Annotated in this window: 15 protein-coding genes and 1 tRNA gene; 8 read left to right on the top strand and 8 right to left on the bottom strand. The window is 32.1% G+C overall.

Going from position 1 to position 16586, the window contains the following annotated elements; genetic code table 11:
• Positions 1-75 precede the first annotated feature (75 nt).
• The 8 genes from NHF47_RS04125 to NHF47_RS04090 all read left to right on the top strand — a co-directional run bounded on the left by NHF47_RS04125 (position 76) and on the right by NHF47_RS04090 (position 11020).
• Positions 76-855 (top strand): patatin-like phospholipase family protein, encoded by a 780-nt coding sequence (locus tag NHF47_RS04125; protein ID WP_252763747.1) that lies wholly within the window; start codon positions 76-78, stop codon positions 853-855.
• 68 nt (positions 856-923) lie between these two features.
• Positions 924-1631, top strand: coding sequence for a UMP kinase (gene pyrH, locus NHF47_RS04120; protein WP_140998496.1), 708 nt, complete (start codon positions 924-926; stop codon positions 1629-1631).
• Positions 1632-1704: 73 nt separating this feature from the next.
• The gene (gene frr, locus NHF47_RS04115) at positions 1705-2268 is read left to right on the top strand and encodes a ribosome recycling factor (protein WP_159778492.1); all 564 of its coding nucleotides are present in this window, start codon (positions 1705-1707) and stop codon (positions 2266-2268) included.
• Positions 2269-2415: 147 nt separating this feature from the next.
• Complete coding sequence (locus NHF47_RS04110) at positions 2416-4902, top strand: DUF5686 family protein (protein WP_252763746.1); 2487 nt, start codon at positions 2416-2418, stop codon at positions 4900-4902.
• 77 nt (positions 4903-4979) lie between these two features.
• Positions 4980-7391, top strand: coding sequence for an RND family transporter (locus NHF47_RS04105; RefSeq protein WP_252763745.1), 2412 nt, complete (start codon positions 4980-4982; stop codon positions 7389-7391).
• Between the two features lie 30 nt (positions 7392-7421).
• Entirely contained in the window at positions 7422-8858 is a 1437-nt protein-coding gene (gene asnS / locus NHF47_RS04100) for an asparagine--tRNA ligase (RefSeq protein WP_252763744.1), read from the top strand.
• Between the two features lie 80 nt (positions 8859-8938).
• Positions 8939-10405, top strand: coding sequence for an RNA polymerase factor sigma-54 (rpoN, locus tag NHF47_RS04095; protein WP_252763743.1), 1467 nt, complete (start codon positions 8939-8941; stop codon positions 10403-10405).
• 3 nt (positions 10406-10408) lie between these two features.
• A complete protein-coding gene (locus tag NHF47_RS04090; protein ID WP_252763742.1) occupies positions 10409-11020 on the top strand; it encodes a hypothetical protein in 612 nt (203 codons plus the stop codon).
• Here NHF47_RS04090 and NHF47_RS04085 read toward each other — a convergent pair.
• From NHF47_RS04085 to NHF47_RS04050, 8 genes are all read right to left on the bottom strand, one after another.
• Positions 11015-11710: a porin family protein gene (locus NHF47_RS04085; protein ID WP_252763741.1), complete on the bottom strand. Its 696-nt coding sequence runs from the start codon at positions 11708-11710 to the stop codon at positions 11015-11017. The genes NHF47_RS04090 and NHF47_RS04085 overlap by 6 nt on opposite strands.
• Positions 11711-11787: 77 nt before the next feature.
• Positions 11788-12261: a biopolymer transporter ExbD gene (locus tag NHF47_RS04080; protein ID WP_252763740.1), complete on the bottom strand. Its 474-nt coding sequence runs from the start codon at positions 12259-12261 to the stop codon at positions 11788-11790.
• Between the two features lie 20 nt (positions 12262-12281).
• Entirely contained in the window at positions 12282-12893 is a 612-nt protein-coding gene (locus NHF47_RS04075; RefSeq protein WP_252763739.1) for a biopolymer transporter ExbD, read from the bottom strand.
• Between the two features lie 2 nt (positions 12894-12895).
• Positions 12896-13318: a hypothetical protein gene (locus tag NHF47_RS04070; RefSeq protein ID WP_252763738.1), complete on the bottom strand. Its 423-nt coding sequence runs from the start codon at positions 13316-13318 to the stop codon at positions 12896-12898.
• A 21-nt stretch (positions 13319-13339) separates the two neighbouring features.
• Positions 13340-14173, bottom strand: a complete 834-nt coding sequence (locus NHF47_RS04065) for a MotA/TolQ/ExbB proton channel family protein (protein ID WP_252763737.1) — start codon at positions 14171-14173, stop codon at positions 13340-13342.
• A gap of 79 nt (positions 14174-14252) precedes the next feature.
• Positions 14253-14340 (bottom strand) — tRNA-Ser (locus NHF47_RS04060).
• A 75-nt stretch (positions 14341-14415) separates the two neighbouring features.
• Positions 14416-15441 carry an asparaginase gene (locus NHF47_RS04055; RefSeq protein ID WP_252763736.1) on the bottom strand — a complete coding sequence of 342 codons (1026 nt, stop codon included), beginning with the start codon at positions 15439-15441 and terminating at the stop codon, positions 14416-14418.
• Positions 15431-16567, bottom strand: a complete 1137-nt coding sequence (locus tag NHF47_RS04050; protein WP_252763735.1) for a 1-acyl-sn-glycerol-3-phosphate acyltransferase — start codon at positions 16565-16567, stop codon at positions 15431-15433. Before NHF47_RS04050 ends, NHF47_RS04055 begins: the two co-directional genes overlap by 11 nt.
• Between the last annotated feature and the right edge of the window lie 19 nt (positions 16568-16586).

The following is a 16586-nucleotide window of genomic DNA, read 5'->3' as shown; positions in this document are numbered from 1 at the left end:
TGGACATAAAATGTTCGTTAGGTTACATAATGAATTTTCAGAAATAGAAAAGAATACAAGCAAACAGAAACAACCATGGATTTTCAATCAAAAGAAATTGGCATCGCTTTATCTGGTGGTGGTTCAAAAGGAATTGCGCATGCTGGAGTACTTCAGTTTTTGGATGAACTCGAGATTAAACCAACTGTTTTATCAGGTTCAAGTGCAGGAGCTATCATTGCAGCCATGTATGCTTTTGGGAAAACCCCAAAAGAAATCCTTACTTTTTTTCAATCCATTTATTTCTTCAATTGGAAACATTTTACCTTAAAAAAGCCTGGGATAATTGACTCTGATTCTTTTAAAATTTATTTTAATACCATATTTGGTGAAACTAAAATTGGTGATTTACCTATTCCAGTAAAAATTACAGCTACCGATTTAGTCAAAGGAAAATTAAAAATTTTCAACGACAATACTAAAGTAGTCGATGCGGTTTTGGCTTCTGCTTCCTTTCCTGGCATGTTAACTCCATATGAAATCAACAAAAAACTATATAGTGATGGCGGCATTTTAAATCATTTTCCAACCGATTTGCTGCAAGGCCATTGTGATTGTATCATTGGGGTTTATGTGAGTCCTATTCAAAATATTGAAGCCAAAGATTTAAAATCGATTAAAGCAGTTACTACAAGAGCTTTCGATTTATTATCGGCACAAGGAAATTATCAAAAATTTAGCCTTTGCGACCATATAATTGAACCTAAAGAATTAGCTAATTTTAGCACATTTGAAACCAATAAAGCAAAAATGCAAACTATTTTTGACATTGGTTACCGCGAAGCTAAAAATACTTTACAAGAAATAAACGCATAATAGTAGCAACATTTTTTTTCTGTAGATATATAATTATATTTGCATCACGAAAATAAACATACATTCTGATGAAATATAAAAGAATTCTTCTAAAATTAAGTGGTGAAGCTTTAATGGGTGATCGACAATACGGAATCGACCCCAAACGTTTAGCAGAATATGCTCAAGAAATTAAAGAAATTCACGACAAAGGAGTTGAAATTGCAATTGTAATAGGTGGTGGAAATATTTTTAGAGGAGTAGCAGGTGCAAGTAATGGAATGGATCGCGTTCAAGGCGATTATATGGGAATGCTTGCCACTGTTATTAATGGAATGGCTTTACAAGGGGCTTTAGAAGATGCAGGTATGCAAACGCGTTTACAAACGGCCTTAAAAATTGAAGCCATTGCTGAACCCTACATAAAAAGACGTGCTACAAGACACTTAGAAAAAGGAAGAATTGTTATTTTTGGAGCAGGAACAGGAAATCCTTACTTTACAACAGATACCGCAGCTGTATTAAGAGGTATTGAAGTACATGCAGATGTCATCCTAAAAGGAACGAGAGTAGATGGTGTTTATACTGCTGACCCAGAAAAAGATGCTAACGCAGAAAAATTTGATTACATCTCTTTTGAAGAGGTATTAGCAAAAGGATTAAATGTAATGGACACAACCGCATTTACACTTAGCCAAGAAAACAAATTACCAATTATTGTTTTTGATATGAATAAAGAAGGTAATTTATTAAAAGTGTGTGAAGGTCAAACCGTAGGAACAACAGTAACCATATAAATTACACATTCGATTACTTGATGGTTCGATCATTCGAAGAGTCAAAATATCTAAAAATCAAAATATCTAAAAAATGACTGAAGAAATTAATTTTATTATAGACAGTGCAAAAGAATCTATGGAAGGTTCCATTGCTCATTTAGAAAAAGAATTTTTAAATATTAGAGCTGGTAAAGCGTCACCTCAAATGTTAGGTGGTGTTTTTGTAGATTATTATGGCTCGCAAACCCCTTTATCACAAGTAGCTAATATTAATGCTCCAGATGCGAGAACCTTAACAGTAACTCCTTGGGAAAAAAACATGTTACAACCTATAGAAAAAGCAATTATGATTGCGAATCTTGGGTTAAACCCAATGAATAACGGGGAAAATATTATTATTAGCATTCCTGCTTTAACGGAAGAAAGAAGACGCGAGCTAGTAAAACAAGCGAAAGCTGAGGCAGAAGATGCCAAAATTGGTATTCGTAACGCTCGTAAAGATGCTAATACGGATATAAAAAAAGAAGAAAAAAACGGTACTTCTGAAGATATTTGCAAAAAAGCAGAAGAAGATGTTCAAAAATTAACCGATGCTTACATTAAAAAAATAGATGAACATCTGGTGATTAAAGAAGCCGAAATCATGAAAGTATAGTTTTCTGCTTTTATATAAAAACATAAAATCCCGAAATAAACTCGGGATTTTTTTTATGCAAAATGTTAAGGATTCCTAAATGTTACTTACATCCCCAAAAATAATAACTAAATTTATGTAAGTTTGTACATTAACAAATCCCTTTTAATGAGATACATCTTTTTTTGGTTTGTTTTGTTCCATACTGCTATTTCATTTGGTCAAGACAAAATTAAAGCTCAAATCATTGATATAGACAGTAGAGTTCCATTAGCCTATGCTAAAGTGGAATATCTAGGAAAGACTCTAACCACTACATGGGAAGGAAAATTTGAAATTGCAATTACTGAATACGATAAACCTTTAATCATTAAATACAAAGGGTATCAAACCAAGAACGTTTATATTTCACCCAATCAAGATTTGGTCATCATTAAAATGGCCATTGACTTGAATACTTTTGAAAAAGTTGAAATTTACACCGACAATAAAGTCAATAAACTAGTCAAAAAAGTTATCGACAATAAGCGTTTCAACCAACCCGAAAAAGCGCTAGAAAGTTTTCAGTATAAAAACTATGAAAACTTATTAGTTACAGCTAATCCCGATTCTATTTCAGGCAAAATTGAACCCGTTTACAAACGTACTTTATTTGGAAAACGAATTATTCGATTGGATTCTACCAATTATAAATTCAAAAAAATGGTGGAAAAAAATCATTTGTACCAAACGGAAAAAGTAAACCTCATTCAATACAACAAAAAAGGCTATAAAGAAACGGTTATTGCAACGAGAATGGCTGGTTTTAAAGAACCCCTTTATGAATATTTAGGACTCAATTTATTTTCGTATTCGGTTTACGAAAACCCTTTTGAAATATTAGAAACACCCGTTCAAAATCCTATTTCAAATTATGGGCGTCGCTTGTACAACTTTTACATGGTGGATTCGTTAAACATTCAAAACAGAAAGACTTACAAAGTATTTTTCCAACCTAAAAAATTAAAATCAAGTCGTTTAAGAGGGTTGCTTTATATTGATGCAGAAACTTTTGCCATTGCTAGAGCCTATTATCGAATTTATGGTATCGTCAATATCAATGCCGATTATACCTTTGACTATCAAGACAAAGAAGGTCTTTGGTTTCCAAAAAAAAGAAAAATAACGGTTTTAAAAGGCAATAATGTTGATGATATTAAAATTTTAGGCAACACCATAAAATTCAGTTCTTCCTTAGATCCAACACCCAATACCAATGCAACGGATCAAGTATATTTGATTATTGAATCCATCCCTTTTGATATTGAATTAGACAAACGAGTTACGGTTCACAATAAAGGAATTAAAATTTCAATAGAAAAAGATGGATTAAAAAGAGAAGACAGTTATTGGAAAAAATTTGCCAAAGACACTATCGACAAAAGAAGATTAAGAACCTATACGTCTCTTGATAGTCTTTCTGAGTCTAAAAATTTAGAACGAAAAATATTCTTAGGAAAAAAAATATTAAATGGATATTACCCAATAAGCATCATTGATTTAGACTTAAGAAGCCTTGTGAAATTCAACAACTATGAAGGGTTCCGATTCGGATTAGGTGGTGTAACCAATGATAAACTTTCTGAAAAGTACAAAGTTGCTTTTTATGGAGCCTATGGAATTAAAGATGAAGCGTTTAAATTTGGCATAACGCCTTCTTACCTTCTTGATCAAACATCAGAAACGTGGATTAGTGCCTCTTATTCCGATGATTTGAACGAAATTTCACAAATTACGTTTGCAACCGATCCTCGACGATTTAAAATATACGATCCTAGACCTATTAACATTTCCACTTTTTATGGCAATAAAACGACTTCTTTATTTGTAGAAAGCAATTACTTTCCAAAAACAGAAACCTATTTTGCTTTATTTAATAGTCAAATCAATCCTAAATTTGATTACACTTTCGTAAATAATGATATTGAGTATAAAACCTATACTATTACCGCATTTCAAGCGGCCATTCAATGGAATCCGTTTAGCAATTATATGCAAACACCTAAAAGTAGAATTGAAATTGAAAAAAGACATCCAAAATTCTCGTTTCAAGTCACGCAAACTGTTCCTAAAATGCTGGATAATGATTTCGTTTTTACAAAAATCGATTTCAAGACTTTTTATGAAATTCCCTATTTATCAGGACAATCTAGCTCGGTTTTATTACAAACAGGAATTGCATTTGGAGACGTTCCTTTAACACATTTATACAGTTTACAGCCAAATAATTTAAATAGAGATGCTTTACTACAAAGAATAACATTTGCTGGTAAAAACAGTTTTGAAACCATGTATTTTAATGAATTTTTCTCTGATAAATACGTTTCCTTACAATTAAAACACACTTTTAATAGAGTTCGTTTAGCATATCGTATTAACCCCGAATTTTCTTTTGTAACTCGTTATGCTTGGGGACAAATAAATAAAGAAAATACGCATATGGGTTTGCCTTTTAAATCTTTAGAAAAAGGTTTTTTTGAAAGTGGCGTTGAATGCAATAAATTATTTAGAGGTTTAGGTGTCACTGCATTCTTTCGATATGGTCCAAATCAATTGCCTACAATTGAAGATAATATCGCTATTAAAATTTCCTACTTTATCGATTTAGGATTTTAAAATTTCCTTAAATCTTTTGGTTGTTACCTAACTAATTAAGTAAGAATCATTACCTTTGCGCTCTAATTTTTGAGACGATGATTAAATGGCTAACGACCAGTTTTTGGGATTTTATTGCTAGCAAGATATTACGCAACAGAATAGGTCTTTTAGTGGCTCTGGTGCTTTTTACCTTGTTCATGGCTTTCCAATGGCAAAAAATCCGAATGACCTATACTGAAGCAAACATACTTCCAAAGGATAATGATATTTCCATTCAATATAATCTTTTCTTAGAAAAGTTTGGTGAAGAAGGGAATCTTATTGTAATAGGTTTTAAAGATGATGCTTTTTTTACAGAGAAAAACGTTCGCCTTTGGGAAGAATTTATCAATGAAATTAAAAAGGACAAAGCTGTTGATTTAACATTATCTATAAGTGATCTTAAAGTCTTAAAAAAAGATACTTTAAATCAAAAATTCAATTTAGTTCCTTTTGTGAATAACAACCAGTTTTCTGATGCGTATTTAAAAGAAAAAAAAGAGGAACTGTTTAACAATTTGCCTTTTTATGAAAGCATGTTATTCAACAAAGAATCTGGAGCAGTTCGATTTGCCATTTACATCAATAAAGATATTGTAAACACCTCTAAGCGAAAAGAATTTGTTGACAAGTATCTTAATGAGAAAAGAGTAGAAGCTTTTGAAAAAGCAACCGGAATTGATTTGAAAATTTCAGGAATGCCTTACATTAGAACTTTAAATTCTCAAAGTATATTAGGAGAAATTGGTCTATTTGTAGGTGCTGCTTTAGGAATTACTTCGTTACTTTTCTTTTTCTTTTTCCGAAGTTTTCGCGCCACTTTTATTTCTATGATTATTGTAATTATAGCCGTAATGTGGTCTTTTGGAACCATTGGTTTATTGAATTATGAAATTACCGTTTTAACTGCAATTATTCCACCGTTAATTATTGTTATTGGTATACCCAACTGTATTTTCTTGATTAATAAGTACCAACAAGAAATTAAAAAACATGGAAATAAGGCTAAATCTTTACAACGTGTCATTTCAAGAGTAGGTAATGCCACATTAATGACCAATTTAACTACTGCTGCTGGATTTGCTACTTTCATCATAACCGATAGTGATTTATTAAAAGAGTTTGGAATTATAGCTTCCTTGAATATTATCTTTTTATTCTTTTTAAGTTTAATAATTATACCAATTCTTTACAGCTACATGCCTTTACCAAAGGACAAGCATTTAGCCCATTTAGAGAAGAATTATATCCAGTTTTTTATTGATTGGATTTTAGTTACTATTAAGAAAAAAACGATTGCTATTTATTCCGTAGCGATTGGCTTATTAGTCTTTGGAATCATTGGAATTACGCAAATGCGTATCTCAGGAAGTGTTATTGAAGATATGCCTAAAAATACAGATTTTTTTGAAGATATTCGCTTCTACGAAAAAGAGTTTGATGGTGTAATGCCTTTAGAAATCATGATTGATACCAAACGCCCTAAAGGCGCTTTAAAATCAGCTACTTTAAAAAGAATTAACGAGCTTCAAGAAACGATTGAAGAAATTCCAGAACTTTCTAAACCAGTGTCATTGGTGAACTTGTTAAAATATGCCAAACAAACTTATTATAACGGGAATCCAGAATACTATGAACTTCCTACGAAACAAGAAGAAGCATTCATTTTATCTTACATCAAAAACTCCACAGGAAAAGGCAAAGAAAATCTTTTAAAAAGTTATATTGATAGTACGGGTCAATTTGTGAGAATTACGACGTTCATGAGAGACATTGGCACCGATAAAATGAAACATACGGAAGAGCGATTAGCTCAAAAAATTGACAAACTTTTCCCAAAAGAAAGATATGATGTTGCCATTACGGGTAAAGCTTATATTTTTGAAAAAGGAACACATTATTTAGTGCACAACTTAGTCATTTCTTTACTATTTGCCATCTTCTTGATTTCTTTATTGATGGCTTATTTGTTCCGATCTTTCAAAATGATTATCATCTCTTTATTACCAAATATTCTTCCATTAATTATTACTGCTGGATTGATGGGCTTTTTAGGAGTTCCTATTAAACCTTCGACGATTTTGGTATTTAGTATTGCTTTTGGTATTTCAGTTGATGACACGATTCACTTTTTGGCAAAATACCGTCAAGAGTTGATTGCAAATAATTGGAGAATCAAAAAATCAGTTTACAACACAGTAAAAGATGCTGGTGTAAGCATGTTATATACTTCTGTAGTACTTTTCTTTGGATTTTCGGTATTTACTTTATCTAGTTTTGGAGGTACTATTGCTTTAGGAGGATTGGTAGCCACCACTTTACTATTTGCCATGTTATCCAACTTAATTTTTTTACCCGCTTTATTACTTTCCTTAGAGCGTTCTATTGCAAACGAACAAGAATTTACAGAGCCTACAATAGATATTTTAGCAGAAGATAAAGAAGAAATTGAAACTGAAAACGAATAATTTTATATTTGCATATTAAATTTTAACAAAATGAAACATATTAAAGTCATAGACCTATTAAACAATACTAAAACACTACAAGAAGTAACCGCTAAAGGTTGGGTAAGAACTTTTAGAAACAATCAGTTTATTGCTTTAAATGATGGATCAACCATAAATAATATTCAGTGTGTTGTTGATTTTGAAAACACCGCTGAGGAAACCTTAAAAAGAATCACAACAGGAGCTGCAGTTTCAGTAACAGGAACGTTACAAGAAAGCCAAGGTAAAGGACAATCCGTTGAAATTCAAGTTACAAAAATTGAAATTTTAGGGGATAGTGATGCTGAAAAGTACCCTATTCAACCTAAAAAACATTCTTTAGAATTTTTGCGTGAAAATGCCCATTTAAGAGTTCGTACCAATGCATTTGGTGCCATTATGCGTGTGCGTTCCGTATTGTCATTTGCAGTACATCAATATTTTCAAGAAAAAGGATTTGTTTATGTAAATACACCTATCATTACAGGTTCTGATGCTGAAGGTGCCGGTGAAATGTTTAAAGTAACTGCTTTACCATTAGACGGCTCTGCTCCTAGAAATGAAGATGGAACCGTAAATTATAAAGAAGATTTCTTTGGTAAACAAACCAACTTAACCGTTTCTGGTCAGTTAGAGGGAGAAACTTTTGCTATGGCTCTAGGCCAAATTTATACGTTTGGACCAACTTTTAGAGCTGAAAATTCTAATACTTCTAGACATTTAGCAGAGTTTTGGATGATTGAACCCGAAGTTGCTTTTAATGATTTGGCAGCCAATATGGATTTAGCAGAAGATTTCATTAAGTATGTAATTAAATACACGGTTGAAAAATGTGAAGATGATTTGAAATTCTTAGAAAGCCGCCTTTTAGAAGAAGAAAAATCAAAACCACAAGCAGAACGCAGCGAAATGAGTTTATTGCAAAAATTAAACTTTGTATTAGACAACAATTTCAAACGTGTTTCTTATACTGAAGCTATTGATATCTTAAAAAATAGCAAGCCCAATAAAAACAAAAAATTCAATTACATTATTGACGAATGGGGTGCTGATTTACAAAGTGAACACGAACGTTTCTTAGTCGAAAAACACTTTAAATGTCCTGTAATTTTATTTGATTATCCTGCCAAAATCAAAGCCTTTTACATGCGTTTAAATGATGACGGACAAACAGTAAGAGCTATGGATATTCTTTTCCCTGGAATTGGTGAAATTGTTGGAGGTTCTCAAAGAGAAGAACGTTTGGATGTTCTTATTGAAAAAATGAAAGCATTAGGTATTGAAGAAGAAGAATTATGGTGGTATTTAGACACTAGAAGATTTGGATCTGCAGTACATTCTGGTTTTGGATTAGGATTTGAAAGATTGGTTTTATTTGTTACAGGAATGACTAATATACGCGATGTAATTCCATTCCCAAGAACACCTCAAAACGCAGAATTTTAATATTCTTTATTTAATTAATCGTTTAGTCGTATATTTGTGTATTCGACTAAACGATTTTTAGTTTTTGATCACATTTCACAATGTTAAAGCAAAGTTTACAATTTAAATTATCTCAAAAATTATCTCCTCAACAAATTCAGTTGATGAAGTTAATTCAGTTACCTACGCAAGCATTTGAGCAACGTCTACAAGAAGAATTAGTAGAAAATCCTGCTTTAGAAAATGGTAAAGAAGAACGTTCTGAATATGATGAATTCGACGATGTTTCCAATGGTGACGATTATGATGATTATGAAGGAGAACGCATTGAAGCTGAAGATATTAATATTGATGATTATTTAAGTAACGACGAAACGCCCGATTATAAGTACCAAACTAATAATTACAGTGATGATGATGAAGACAACAGTATGCCTTTTATTGCTGGTGTAACATTTCATCAAGATTTACTGAATCAATTGAATACTTTTATTTTAACGGATGAAGAACGAGATATTGCTGAGTTTTTAGTTGGTAGTATTGATGACATGGGCTATATCCGAAGAAGCATACAAGATATTGTAGATGATTTAGCATTCACACAAGGAATTTATACAGATGAAAAGACCGTAACACGTATCCTTGGAATTGTTCAAGAGCTAGAACCTTCTGGTGTAGCTGCAAGAGATTTACAAGAGTGCTTATTACTCCAATTAAAACACAAAACACCTACCGATTCTATTGAGCTGGCTATTGATGTTATTGAAAATCAGTTTGATGCTTTTACCAAAAAACATTATGAAAAACTGCTATTAAAATACGAAATTTCAAAAGACCAACTTCGTAAAGTTATTGACGAAATTGAAAAATTAAATCCAAAACCTGGAGGTGCCTATGATGGGAACCAAAAACCCATTGAACATGTCGTACCTGATTTTACGATTCGCATTGTTGATGGAGAGCTGGAACTACAATTAAACGGAAGAAATACTCCAGAATTACATGTTTCTAAAGATTATCAGGAAATGCTTCAAAGCTACAAGGTTTCCTCTGAGAAATCCAATGCACAAAAAGACGCCGTTCAGTTTATTAAACAAAAACTAGATTCTGCAAAATGGTTCATTGATGCCATTAGACAACGTCAGGAAACTTTATATGTTACCATGAATGCGATTATGCATTATCAAGAAGAATATTTCTTAGATGGCGATGAGACCAAGTTAAAGCCAATGATTCTGAAGGATATTGCCGATTTAATTGGCTTAGATATTTCCACAGTTTCAAGAGTAGCAAATAGTAAATATGTTGAAACACCTTATGGGACTAAATTAATCAAAGAATTCTTTAGTGAAGCCATGAAAAATGACCAAGGAGAAGATGTTTCTACAATTGAGATTAAAAAAATACTTGAAGTTGTAATTAGTGAAGAAGATAAGAAAAAACCACTTCCTGACGATAAACTAGCTGAAATGCTAAAAGAAAGAGGTTATCCAATCGCTAGGAGAACCGTTGCTAAATACAGGGAACAATTAGACATTCCTGTCGCGCGTTTAAGAAAAGAAATTTAGGACATGGATTTAAAAAAAGCGCTCCCCTTTTTTTCCTACGTTTTCCATCCCATATTTATTTCGGTATATGGCACTTTTTTTTATTTTTTAGTGTCTCAAATGTATGTGTATGACACTCTTTTCTACATGATACTCCTTCAAGTGAGCATACTAACGGTATTATTGCCCTTATCCCTATATTATTTGTTTCTGTCTATCGGTTTAGTCACTTCGTTTACTGAAGCCAATTTAAAAGAGCGGAAAGTACCTATTATGATTCAAGCCGTACTCCTTTTTATGCTCATCAAATTCAGCAACTCATTCGACACTATTCCTGAACTCTATTATTTTTTTCTAGGCGGCTTTTTTAGTTCTATACTGGCTTTTATTGCGGTTGTAGTAAAATTCAAAGCAAGCCTACACATGATAGCGGTTTGTTCTTTAGCGACCTTTATTTATGCACTAAGCATTCATTTACAAGTTCAATTAATTAACAGCATAGCCTTTATGATTGTAATGATAGGCTTTGTAGCTTCTTCTCGCTTGTACATGAAATCTCACACACCTATTGAATTGGTTATAGGCAGTTGTATTGGCATCATTTCACAAGTGAGTTTTTGGTATTTTTGGTTATAAAATATAGAAAATAAAGCCAACATTAAAAGAGTTTAAACCCAAGTCCTTATCACCAATTTTTACCTGATCAAAATTAGATTTCAAACCATAATAGGCATACAAATTAATCGTATTATATCCTACGCTTAAATAGGGACCATATTGAATTTTGGTGAGTTCATTACTATTTCTTATACCATAACTCTCTGTATTGGATTCAAAAATACTTTTACTAGCAAATAAATAACTTACTTTAAACCCTGTATAAATTCTCCAAAATTTATGACTATCATAACTAGCATTGCGCCATCTAATTTCAAGTGGTACTTCAACATAATGCAAGCGCAATTTACTCTTATTATATGTATTATCTATACTGTAGGAATTTTGAGCCGAAGAGGCATCGGTGGCAATTTTGAGATTGTGCTTAATATCATTATAAGAATATCCTAACCCTAAACCAATGGCCCATTTTCTATCTTTTGTAATTGGCATATCTCTTAAAAAACCTAAAGTTACACCTGAAGAAAAAGAATACTGTGAATACCCACTTGGTGCATTTCTCAGTAAATTATACGTTATTGAAAAATAGAATTGATCTTCTCTAAAAAGTGAGTCAACCGGAATTTTTCTTTCTTCAATTTCTTGAGAAAAAGATACAGTAACAACACTTAAATATAACAACAATAACAGTCTACGCATTTCAATCATTTAGAATTAGATTATAAAATTAATAAAAAAAGGTACGCTATGCGTACCTTTTACTTATATTTAAACGAAAAGATTAATTAATCTAAAGGGTTACCTTTATTTGTTGTATAGTTAACTTTTAATTGTTCCACTTTACGTAACTCAGTTTTGATATCTTGTATCAATCCCATTCTAACTTCTTTATCAACTTTTAAAGAAGCCGTTAAATATTTCTCATCTTCAGAGTTTCTTTCAGCTCTTTCAGTAATTACAAAACTTCTAATATCTGAAACCGAAGAGATTTTATCATTTAACTGAATACGATCTGATCCACCTAATTTACTTGCATAATTAGATTTAGGTTTACCAGCATAAATATACATGATGTAATTTTTCTTATGCAATTTAGCAGTTTGATCTGCTTTAGGTAATCTATTTTCGATCATCAAATCACTATCCTTCATGGTAGTAGCAGTCATAAAGAAGAACAAAAGCATGAATACAATATCCGGTAACGATGCTGTGGAAATTCCAGGTGTTCCACCCGATTTTTTCTTTTTAAATTTAGACATAATTTCTAAAACTTAAAGGGTTATTGATTCTTTTTTGGTTCTGCTTCTGAAAGCCTCATTGGATATAAATCTTGAATTAACTTAACCTTAGGTTGTAATTCATCAATTAATCCATCTACCGCTTTTGATGCTGGGTCATTTGCTATATACTCTATTTCTGTATACTTTCTACCATAACGTCTCATACTTTCTCTATCTCTTAAGAAATAGTAAGCCGCTACGAGCTCGTTTTGAACAGCAATGTATGTTTCATAGGTAGTTTGACCGTCATTCATTAAAGAGATAACTGCATCATCTGGTCCATCAGACGAATTTGGGTCTTTTTTTCCTTGACAATACGAACATTGTTGTGCTCCATTATTATCTAAGAAATCTATAGCCGCTTGCCTTAACTCTTTGATATCCATAGGCTTCTCATTAACTAACAGTTGATTATCACGGTTTACTAAAACACGCATAATATTTCTTTCATTAATTTGAGGCTGAACTGGATTCTCATCCCATCTAGGCAACAATCTATTGATTCCCTGATCAACTCCAATGGTAGTTGTGACCAAGAAGAAGATTAAAAGAAGGAAAGCAATATCTGCCATAGAACCAGCATTTACCTCTGGTGCTTCTCTTTTTGCCATAATTATTTTTTAATTTTTGTGAATCCAGCCCAAACCATTGTTCCTAAAGCAACAACTGTAAGGATGTAAAAAGCATTCAATCCTGCACCTACTAATTTTGGTGTTGAACCAGAATATACTTCACCATTAGCTCTAACATCATCTCCATTTGCAAGCAAGTAAGAAACTACTAATACTCCAGCAAATAAAGCAACTGAAATTAAAGTCTTTTTTAAATTTTCTGAATCGGAAAACAAATTCTTTAATACATATATCAATACAATACCAATACAAATTGCAAGTACAATATAAGATAAATAAATTAAAGGAGTAATCCATTTATTGTCTGCACCATCTTCTGAAGAAGCCATAAGTAATCCTAAGAATAGAACACTTACCACTGCAAGAATGATAGCTGCAAATTTTGTTATCTTGTGTAAATTCATGAGAATTGTCTTTTTATGTTATTATTTTCTGTAATCAGACAAGATATCAATTAAGCTAATTGATGCGTCTTCCATATCATTAACGATAGAATCGATTTTAGCGATAATATAGTTATAGAAAATTTGTAAAATAATAGCTACAATAAGACCGAATACAGTTGTTAATAAGGCAACTTTAATACCTCCAGCAACTAATGATGGCTCCATAGATCCAGCTGATTGAATTTGGTCAAACGCCTCAATCATACCAATTACTGTTCCCATGAATCCTAACATCGGTGCTAACGCGATGAATAAAGAAATCCAAGATACGTTTTTCTCTAATTGTCCCATTTGTACTCCACCATAAGCTACAACAGCTTTCTCTGCAGAATCAATTCCGTGAGCTTGTCTGTCTAATCCTTGGTAGAAAATAGATGCTACTGGACCAGAAGTGTTTCTACAAACTTCTTTAGCAGCTTCAACACCACCAGATTTTAATGCATCTTCTACGTCTGCAATTAATTTTTTAGAGTTAGTAGTTGAAAGATTTAAATAAATAATTCTTTCGATAGCAATTGCTAATCCTAAAATCAAACAGATTAATACAATTCCCATAAATCCAGGACCTCCTTCAATGAAACGTTGTTTCATTTTTTGAGTAAAAGTTGCTTCGTCTTCTGTTGTAGTAACAACATCAACAACTTCTTCGTCAGATGTTACTGCATCGTCTGTAGCTACTGCATCATCAGTTGAATCATCAACCATTTGAGTAGCTGTTGCAGTAGTATCTGCATCAGTAGGTTGGTCTTGAGCTTGAATGTTACCAAAAGTCATAAGCCCTGTGATTGCTAAAATAGAAAATAATCTTTTCATCGCTTTTGTTCTTAATTTAATTAGTTAATTGGGTTAAATGTATAAAATTATTTATGAAATTAAAAATATTTTATTCCTGCGGAGAGGAAGGGATTCGAACCCTCGATGCCCTTTAGGGGCATACATACTTTCCAGGCATGCTCCTTCGACCTCTCGGACACCTCTCCTTGACAATGTTCAATTTCAAGGGCGCTAAATAACGTAAAAATTCTCACGTATAAAAATTTTAGTGCTATTTTTTACTATATTTCTCCTCGTAAGCTGGTTTCAAAAATGGTTTTGAACACCTTATGAGACACTTTTTGACCTAATAAATACATCAATTTTGTAATTGCAGCTTCTGTTGTAATATCATATCCAGAAATAACTCCAATCTTTTTTAATTGCGTACTCGTCTCGTATTGTCCCATCGTAACAGCTCCTCCACTACATTGCGTTACGTTTATAACGTGAATATTATTATTTATTGCTTCTTGTAATTTTTCAATAAACCATTTTTCTGAGGGTGCATTTCCAGAGCCATAGGTTTCTAATACAATCCCTTTTAAATTTTGTATATGAATAATAGCATCCATCACTGCTGCGGTAATCCCTGGAAAAACTTTTAAAATAACTACATTTTGATCAAAATCCAAGTTCACTTTTAGTGCTTTTGTGTTTGCTTTTTTCAGAATTGCTTCTTTATTCACTTTCAAATGAACACCTGACTCCGCTAACTCAGGAAAGTTTGGAGATGCAAATGCATTAAAATGTTCCGCACTTATTTTAGTAGTTCGGTTTCCTCTATATAATTTGTATTCAAAATACAAGCAAACTTCTTGAATTACCGATTTTCCCTTTTCTTTTAAAGAAGCTATTTGTATGGCTGTAATTAAATTTTCTTTAGCATCTGTTCTTAAGTCTCCAATAGGCAATTGAGAACCCGTAAAAACTACTGGTTTTGATAAATTTTCCAGCATAAAACTTAAGGCAGAAGCACTGTAAGACATGGTATCAGACCCATGCAAAACCACAAATCCATCAAATTTTGTGAAATTTTCCTGAATAATTACTGCGATTTGTTGCCAATATTTGACATTCATATTGGAAGAATCGATGGGTTCTTCGAAGGAAAGGGTATCGATTTCACAATCTAACAGTTTAATTTCAGGAATTTTATTGAGTAATTTTTTAAAATTAAACGCTTTTAAAGCACCCGAAACAGTACTTTTAACCATTCCAATAGTGCCTCCTGTATAGATTAATAAAATATTAGGTTTATTTGGCATTGTGATATTTCATTTTATTAACCACAGGATTCGCATACATAGCTAAAAAACCATCTCTTACCGTAGGATTATCGGTATCAATTCGCATTTCAAAACGTCTCTGAAACAATTGTTTTTCTTCTTTGGTATAATAAGAGGCAAATTGTTCGGTTTGATGTAAGATATCGTAAGCGATATAATTGGTAGGCCAAAGCTTGTAATTTTGTAAAATAGAATCGTCAATTACATTGGCTAAAGCTTGAATTTGCTTATTTGAATTATCAAAATCACTCTTAATCATATCCAGTTCATGCTGAATAATATCGCCTACATGAATATGAATTCTTTTTTTCTGACCAATAATCCCACTTAAAAGCGTTATAAAATCTTCATTTTTCTCCTTAATATATACTTCATCTTTAGCTTGAGCCAATAATTGTGGCATTTTTAAAGCATCTGTAGGGTCATATTCATAAGAAATTGAAACAGGAACTATTTTTAATTTTTTAAAAAAGTCCATTACATTATTTTCATCTGAAGCCATGGCAACCATTTTTAAAACACCTTGATGGGTTGCATCATTACCGTCTTTGGTTCGACCTTCTCTTTGAGCAATCCAAACCGATCGATTTTCTTTGTTCAAAAGATGGTACATGTACTCCGACATTAACTTTGAACTTTGTAATAATTCTCTGGGAGAAAGATTGCGCTGTACTAAAAAGTTTCTATTGAGTTTAGATAATTTTAAAACAAAATCTTTTTTTACCAAATTATCTCCAATGGCTGAAGCGGTCATAACTAAGCCATGATCAAAAAGGGAGACATTTAGTAAAGAGGTATCTAAAATAATATCTCTGTGATTAGAGATAAACAAATAAGGAGTATTTCTTTCTAATTTTTCAAAACCAGAAGTCGTTAACCCATCCGAACTTTTTTCTAAAACTTTTTGAATGGATTGATACACAAAATTAATTTGAAAATCTCGAATGGAATGTGTTTTTTTTAATTGTTCTTTCCAAACTTCATCAGCTACATCTGGAAATGTAAAATTCATCATCGCTTTTAACATAGGATGGTTTAATGAAGCACACAGGGCTTCATTTACTTCTGAATCATAGTAAGGACGAATACTATCGAATTTTGACATATTAATAAAAATCAATACA

It is taken from the genome of Flavobacterium sp. NRK F7, assembly GCF_024054195.1.
In the GTDB taxonomy this organism is placed as follows: Bacteria; Bacteroidota; Bacteroidia; order Flavobacteriales; family Flavobacteriaceae; genus Flavobacterium.
This window is presented reverse-complemented; position numbering and strand designations above follow the sequence as displayed.

Excerpts from the sequence above, each read along its gene's own strand:
- NHF47_RS04080 (WP_252763740.1), bottom strand. The coding sequence starts at position 12,261 with ATGTCTAAATTTAAAAAGAAAAAATCGGGTGGAACACCTGGAATTTCC.
- NHF47_RS04075 (WP_252763739.1), bottom strand. The coding sequence starts at position 12,893 with ATGGCAAAAAGAGAAGCACCAGAGGTAAATGCTGGTTCTATGGCAGAT.
- asnS (WP_252763744.1), top strand. The coding sequence starts at position 7,422 with ATGAAACATATTAAAGTCATAGACCTATTAAACAATACTAAAACACTA.
- NHF47_RS04065 (WP_252763737.1), bottom strand. The coding sequence starts at position 14,173 with ATGAAAAGATTATTTTCTATTTTAGCAATCACAGGGCTTATGACTTTT.
- NHF47_RS04055 (WP_252763736.1), bottom strand. The coding sequence starts at position 15,441 with ATGCCAAATAAACCTAATATTTTATTAATCTATACAGGAGGCACTATT.
- NHF47_RS04125 (WP_252763747.1), top strand. The coding sequence starts at position 76 with ATGGATTTTCAATCAAAAGAAATTGGCATCGCTTTATCTGGTGGTGGT.
- NHF47_RS04105 (WP_252763745.1), top strand. The coding sequence starts at position 4,980 with ATGATTAAATGGCTAACGACCAGTTTTTGGGATTTTATTGCTAGCAAG.
- NHF47_RS04070 (WP_252763738.1), bottom strand. The coding sequence starts at position 13,318 with ATGAATTTACACAAGATAACAAAATTTGCAGCTATCATTCTTGCAGTG.
- NHF47_RS04090 (WP_252763742.1), top strand. The coding sequence starts at position 10,409 with ATGGATTTAAAAAAAGCGCTCCCCTTTTTTTCCTACGTTTTCCATCCC.
- frr (WP_159778492.1), top strand. The coding sequence starts at position 1,705 with ATGACTGAAGAAATTAATTTTATTATAGACAGTGCAAAAGAATCTATG.
- NHF47_RS04110 (WP_252763746.1), top strand. The coding sequence starts at position 2,416 with ATGAGATACATCTTTTTTTGGTTTGTTTTGTTCCATACTGCTATTTCA.
- NHF47_RS04085 (WP_252763741.1), bottom strand. The coding sequence starts at position 11,710 with ATGATTGAAATGCGTAGACTGTTATTGTTGTTATATTTAAGTGTTGTT.
- pyrH (WP_140998496.1), top strand. The coding sequence starts at position 924 with ATGAAATATAAAAGAATTCTTCTAAAATTAAGTGGTGAAGCTTTAATG.
- rpoN (WP_252763743.1), top strand. The coding sequence starts at position 8,939 with ATGTTAAAGCAAAGTTTACAATTTAAATTATCTCAAAAATTATCTCCT.
- NHF47_RS04050 (WP_252763735.1), bottom strand. The coding sequence starts at position 16,567 with ATGTCAAAATTCGATAGTATTCGTCCTTACTATGATTCAGAAGTAAAT.